Source organism: Pseudoalteromonas sp. TAB23 (genome assembly GCF_000498075.1).
In the GTDB taxonomy this organism is placed as follows: Bacteria; Pseudomonadota; Gammaproteobacteria; order Enterobacterales; family Alteromonadaceae; genus Pseudoalteromonas; species Pseudoalteromonas arctica.
Window position 1 is genome coordinate 1 of sequence record NZ_AUTP01000288.1, and the last position, 6,000, is coordinate 6,000.

Annotated in this window: 9 protein-coding genes; 3 read left to right on the forward strand and 6 right to left on the reverse strand. The window is 36.8% G+C overall.

Annotated elements, in window-relative coordinates:
- From L654_RS0117900 to L654_RS0117910, 3 genes are all read right to left on the reverse strand, one after another.
- Window positions 1-392: DUF421 domain-containing protein (locus tag L654_RS0117900; RefSeq protein WP_024608653.1), on the reverse strand; the 392-nt coding region annotated here is incomplete at its 3' end.
- 34 nt (window positions 393-426) lie between these two features.
- Window positions 427-783: a hypothetical protein gene (locus L654_RS0117905; protein WP_024608654.1), complete on the reverse strand. Its 357-nt coding sequence runs from the start codon at window positions 781-783 to the stop codon at window positions 427-429.
- 41 nt (window positions 784-824) lie between these two features.
- The gene (locus tag L654_RS0117910; protein WP_024608655.1) at window positions 825-1,277 is read right to left on the reverse strand and encodes a DUF302 domain-containing protein; all 453 of its coding nucleotides are present in this window, start codon (window positions 1,275-1,277) and stop codon (window positions 825-827) included.
- Between the two features lie 150 nt (window positions 1,278-1,427).
- On the opposite strand from L654_RS0117910, the gene L654_RS0117915 reads away from it, so the two are divergent.
- Together L654_RS0117915 and L654_RS0117920 are read left to right on the forward strand one after the other, a co-directional pair.
- Window positions 1,428-2,057, forward strand: coding sequence for a response regulator transcription factor (locus L654_RS0117915; protein WP_024599605.1), 630 nt, complete (start codon window positions 1,428-1,430; stop codon window positions 2,055-2,057).
- A complete protein-coding gene (locus tag L654_RS0117920; RefSeq protein ID WP_024608656.1) occupies window positions 2,044-3,633 on the forward strand; it encodes an MASE1 domain-containing protein in 1,590 nt (529 codons plus the stop codon). The genes L654_RS0117915 and L654_RS0117920 overlap by 14 nt, the downstream gene beginning before the upstream one ends.
- Before the next feature lie 5 nt (window positions 3,634-3,638).
- Here L654_RS0117920 and L654_RS0117925 read toward each other — a convergent pair whose 3' ends face one another.
- Window positions 3,639-4,181: a hypothetical protein gene (locus L654_RS0117925; protein ID WP_024608657.1), complete on the reverse strand. Its 543-nt coding sequence runs from the start codon at window positions 4,179-4,181 to the stop codon at window positions 3,639-3,641.
- Between the two features lie 255 nt (window positions 4,182-4,436).
- On the opposite strand from L654_RS0117925, the gene gloA reads away from it, so the two are divergent.
- Window positions 4,437-4,964 (forward strand): lactoylglutathione lyase, encoded by a 528-nt coding sequence (gene gloA / locus L654_RS0117930; RefSeq protein WP_024608658.1) that lies wholly within the window; start codon window positions 4,437-4,439, stop codon window positions 4,962-4,964.
- A 64-nt stretch (window positions 4,965-5,028) separates the two neighbouring features.
- Here gloA and L654_RS0117935 read toward each other — a convergent pair whose 3' ends face one another.
- Window positions 5,029-5,538 (reverse strand): hypothetical protein, encoded by a 510-nt coding sequence (locus tag L654_RS0117935; RefSeq protein WP_024608659.1) that lies wholly within the window; start codon window positions 5,536-5,538, stop codon window positions 5,029-5,031.
- 258 nt (window positions 5,539-5,796) lie between these two features.
- A partial coding sequence (locus tag L654_RS0117940; protein WP_024608660.1) for a M48 family metalloprotease occupies window positions 5,797-6,000 on the reverse strand: 204 nt, incomplete at its 5' end.

Below are 6,000 nucleotides of genomic sequence, written 5' to 3' on the forward strand. Positions count from 1 at the left end.
CCCGCACCACGAATAGCAGCGCGAATTTCTGATTTTGTTACTCGCTGCGATTTAAGTGCTGCCGTGCAATATTCACCATCACTCAATAACAACGTGGGCTCAGCTTTTACTAAAGCTGCAAATTTAGATGAGCGAACACTAAGCCAGGTAATTAAATATTGCAGCCCTATTAAAACAACAAAGGCCAATATGCCTTCAAGCAGCGCGACACTTTTTGAAATAATTACCGAGGCAAGAATAGAGCCCAGCGCAATGGTGACTACAAAGTCGAACACGTTCCATTTAGATAGTGTTCGCTTGCCCGATACACGCAACCAAAACACTAGCGCTACATACCCCAGTACACCAATAATAAGTACGCGTACTAAACCCTGAACATCATCAAAAAACATGCTTACTCCTTTATTTTTAAAGCCGCTATTAAATTTAATCTTTCTTTAATTGAGTTAATAGCTTTGCACCTAAAATCGTACCAATGGGGATAAATAAAAGCCATAGATACGCATAAAATTTTAAAGCAGATTTAAGCAATGCAAAGTCATTTACACGTTTATTTTTAAGCAATATGTAATTTATAAAATAGCCAACTATTGCTGGTGCAATTTGTATTAACGAAATTACAATACCTGATGAAATATGCCCTGCTATTAATTTAGGATCGGCACCAGCAAATGCTACATAAGCATTGTAAATACCTGTAAAAAAACTAGTTAGCGAGATTAGCAAAAAAGCCTGTAAAAACAGGCTTACTACGGCTAAAAATACGATTGAAGATTGTTTCAAAATCATCCTTAATTTAGCTAATGAATTGTTTAAATTTAGTTTTATGGCCCAACGGTTTTATCTGACAGTGCAGCTAATACTTTACTTAATTTTGTAGCAACTAAACAGTTTGGTACGTTATGGCGCTCAGCTATATAAGTAGGATCGTTATAGCTTAACCACACTTGCGATTGTGCGTCTTCCCATACCAGTGCTTTTAGCGGTAAATCAATACCTATTGTTTGTGCGCACTGCATAAGAGGTGTGCCGCCTTTGGGGTTACCAAATATAAGAACCTCTGTTGGGCGTAGTTGTTGCTCTACTTTTTTAGCACCAGCTGCGTGATCTATTCGTGCAAATATATTTAGCCCTTTTTGTTTTGCTAAATTCTCAAACTTATCCATAGTAGCTTTAGCGCTTAGAGGGCTTTTTACTGAAATTAGTCCCTCTACTGCGTTAGCATTTGTAATAGCAAAGAGTAATGCGAGTCCAAAAATAATATTTAGTGTTTTCATACCTTCCCCTTTTAAAATAGTTAAATACCGCACGTGATTGCTCCTTTAGCATTTACAGTGTACATTTTTTTGCTAGGTAGTTAACTTTAATAAATTTTTTGGCTATTGGTTATCTGTTTCAATGTATAATAAATTTAAAGGGAGAAATACATGCACATTGGAATAATTGAAGATCATCAATTAGTACGCGACAGTTTTAAAAAACTACTAGAGCTACAAGCAGACTGGGAAGTAATAATAGAAGCCTGCAATGTTAGCCAAGCAAAACTGGCTGTTGAGCTTGAACAACCCGATATATTTATTGTTGATATATCACTTAATGAATCAGAAACCGGCCTTACATTTTTAACCTACCTTAACGAAAATTTCCCTGAAATTAAAACCATTGTTGCCTCCATGCACGATTACGAACCTTATGTAAGTAATGCGCTACGATTAGGCGCACTTGGTTACGTGTCTAAACGCTCTGCGTCGGAGGAGTTAATTGATGCAGTTAAATCGGTTGCATTAGGTAAACGCTATATAAGTGAAGATGTAAATTTTGCTTTAAATACGCCAAACTCAGCGTTAACTATTTTAACTAACCGAGAGCTCGAAGCTTTACCACTGTTAGCAAAGGGCTTTAATGCAAAGCAAATAGCACAAAAATTAGAAATAATGCCTAAAACAGCGCATGTGCATAAGGCTAATATTTACAGCAAGCTTAATGTAACAACATCGTTTGAACTGCTAAAAATAGCGATTGATGCAGGAGTAATTCAGTTAGATGAACTTACCTAGTACATTACCTGCTTTTAATTTTTCTATTGCAGCAACCGCTAAAGAAATTACAAAGCAGTTTGTAGTTGGCGTAATTTATTTTATTGCCTGTATTGCTGCTTTTTGGGTTGGAGCTAATTTAGAAACTGTCCCTGAAAGTAGCGCTATATTTATTCCTGCAGGGATAAAAATTGCTTTTTATTTGCTTTCGCCAACTCGGTATTGGATTACGTTGTGGATATCGTCTCGTGCTTTGGCTGCTCACTTAGGTTATACAATGACCGGGGTTTGGGAGTTTAATTTACTGCATGGTTTTTGGCAGGAGCTTTGCTTTTTTGCCCTTGTGTATGTGTTTAAACATAGCCGCTGGCCACCAAGTATTAATAATAGTTTAGGTATACTTTCGTTGATTTTATTGTGTGTTGCGAGCACCTCAATAAAGTGGTTTTTGTTTTCTAGTGCGTTTGAATTTACAAACATATTGGTTGCTAAAGAGCTATTACAGTATCAGTTAAATATGTGTCTTGGCGATATAACAGGCTCGTTATTAGTTGCGCCGTTTATTATGCTACTTCACTCTTTAAACCTTTCGTTAAAGCGCCCGGCATTACTTAAAGTAACTAATTTAACGGTTACGTTAGCTACTGTTTTACTTGTTGCGATGCTTGTATACCTTATACGGCCCGATACCTACCCATTACTACGCCTTGCATCGTTATTACCTATTATTTGGTTTTCGTATCGCTTTGGCGTACTTGGCGCAGTAAGTAGTGCGACACTTATAAATGCACTAATAATAGTTGAAGCAAGCATGACCCATGAGCCTAGTAATACCTATATTAGCCAGTTGTTTATTTTGGCTAATGCGATTACCAGCATGGTGTTAGGCGCGGCAATTACAGAGCTTAAACGTAAAAATACTGAATTAAAAAAGATTAACCGTGCACTGACTAAGCAGCTTAATCAAAATACCCTTCTTGGGGCTAAAATGGTGAACGTGCAAGAAAACGAGCGTAAGCACCTTTCACAAGAGTTACACGACGAACTTGGGCAAAACTTAACGGCTTTAAAAACCGACTTGGCTATTTTATCGCACCTTTGTGATGAAAAAACACAATCGTTTGTGGCTACGTTAAAAAGCAATGCAAACTCTATGTACGATTCTGTTTACCAATTAATGCACTACCTTCGCCCTCGTGAATTAGACGAGTTAGGGCTACAAAATGCGATGACTCAAGGGCGATTAAAAAGTTTACTTACAAAAGCAAATATAAGCTATGAGGTTAATTTTAATGTAGATGATACGCTCACTAAAGAGCATGAAATTGCCGTTTACAGGATTTGCCAAGAAGCTGTTACCAATTGTATTAAGCATAGTAACGCGACCAAACTTATTATAAATATTAAAACGGATAGTCAGTTTATAAAATTAGAAATTAGTGATAACGGAAGCGAAGTAAAACCAACAGAAAACTCAGGTCACTATGGTTTGGCTTTTATACAAGAGCGAGCTATTGCGCTGGGTGGTAGCTTTAAGGTTACTAATCAAGGCGGCTTTAGCATTAAGGTAAAACTGCCTATAAGCATTGGCCGTTAAACACTTTAACAAATTGATACTTGCTTAGTGTAAAACTTTTGCCTTGGTTGATCATCAAATGCGCTATCTGGGTTTACCTGAATTTCAACTTGGTTACCCACCAGCTGTAGCAATAGTCCGGTAGCTATTTGGCAATTGCCTAAGGTTGACTTTACTATCACCTTTTTGCCTATAGCGTCTTGCAGCCTTGGTTTTGGTAAATTAGGGTTAGTAACAGGCCTCAAACCTTCTGCTTTTACAAATAAATTTATACAGTAAAGTTTAGCTGCGGCGACTCTTTGCTCGTTCATTTTAGCTATATCAACATTATTCAAAAAATGAATAATGGCTTGGTTAGCACGGCTAAAGTCACTGGTAACATCATCTAGTTCGCGCCCTGCTGCCCACTTCCGGGTAACTAAATATTTGCCAGCTTCTACTCTTGCTAGGGTAATCGACGCTCCGGTCATTTTACTAAACCACTCAATACAATAACTTGCTGTATTGGTGTTATGAAGTAATACGCTCATGCTGCCAAATTCTTTTGTACTTTCATCTATTAAAGTCATATTTGTATCTTAACGTCCCAGTTTTCAATAGTTTATTAGCAATTATGAAAGTAATAAATCATCCATATTCCTAATCAACCTAGGAAAATGGCTTAGAAAATAACACGTGCTATTTATAAAGCTCCGTTTTGACAGTTAATTCCACGATTAATGGTTAAAAAGTAAAGCAGTGGTTTAAATTTATCATACGGTTGATTATGATAAATTAAGTACTATATCTATGCTTTCGCTTTATTATTTTCAGTAAGGATCACCATGTCTAGCTATAACGAATCTCCAGAGCAAATTGAACAAGCCACGCAAGGCTATGTTATGCAGCAAACTATGTTGCGTATTAAAGATCCAAAGCCGTCTTTAGAATTTTATGAAAATGTATTAGGTATGAAGCTTTTAGGTAAGTATGACTTTCCTGGTATGAAGTTTACGCTTTACTTTTTAGGCTACGAGCAAGAGTTGCCAGAAGGCGATGATAAGACAAAGGCTGAATGGGTGTTTCGTCGCCCTGCGTTGATTGAGTTAACCCATAATTGGGGCACTGAAAACGATGACAGTTTTGAGGGATACCACAGCGGTAATCAAGAACCTAAAGGCTTTGGCCATATTGGTATTAGCGTGCCGGATGTTTACGCAGCCAGTGAGCGCTTTGCAAAATACGATGTAGAGTTTGTAAAAAAACCAGATGATGGTTCAATGAAAGGCTTAGCCTTTATTAAAGATCCTGACGGCTACTGGATTGAAATACTCTCTGCTGAGGGAATTACTGAAATTATCCTTTCTCAGTAATAACGATTTATTTATATTAAAAACCAGCTTTTTAGCTGGTTTTTTTAATCGTAAAAATTTATTTTTATTTATAAGCCCAAGCATCGGTTATTGTTACTTGGCAATTGCTATAACTAGCCGCTTGTTTTTGCGCAATACCTCTTACTCTAAAGTTTGTTGAGTCATTAGGAAGTATAATTAGGTCTTCGTCGGTTATTGATAGCGTATCGACTAGAGTGTTTTGATCTGTTAAAAAATCGACCTTAAACTTTATATTTTTAAACGAAAAATCTGATTCATTTTTTATTTGCCCTATACAGGCAACATACAAACCATCGGTTTCATTTTTAGTGCTTATTTGGTTTACATTAGCAGTTAGGTTTTTTTGTGCTTGTTCTTCAAGCCCTGCTACATAAATATTTTGATAAAAAACAAACCCAAAAATACCAACAATACTAAGTGCTAATGCACCAATAATAATGGGATTGTTTTCTAAGTTAGAATATTTAGCTTGAAGTGAGGTGCATTGCGGGCATTTTTTAGCCCGTGAATCTATGGCGCTAAAACACATAATGCATTCTTTAGTTTGCTGCATCTTTTCCACTACAATAAGCATCCTTGTTAAGTATTAAATGTTAAGTATTAAAACCAGCAGCATTGCTGGCTTTTAAGTTATTTTAGTTTACTTATACATAATAACTCCGTAAACACATATAGCTTAAAAAAGTAACGATTTTATAAAGCAACACAAAGCGCTGTATATAAACACAGTGCATGCGTATTTTGGTATTTTAACGTAAACATAAAAAAGCCAGCAATTAAGCTGGCTTAGTATATTAACTATTTTACATAATTACTTACGAAGTGCGTCGATTCGAGCATCAAGCGGTGGGTGCGACGAAAACAACTCAGCAACGCCTTTCCCACTTGCAATACCAAAGGCCATCATTGAACCTTCTAATTGCGAAGGATGGTTTTGCTTTAAACGCTCAAGGGCTGATCGCATTTTATCGGCACCTACCAATTTAGCCGCGCCGCTGTCGGCTGCAAATTCACG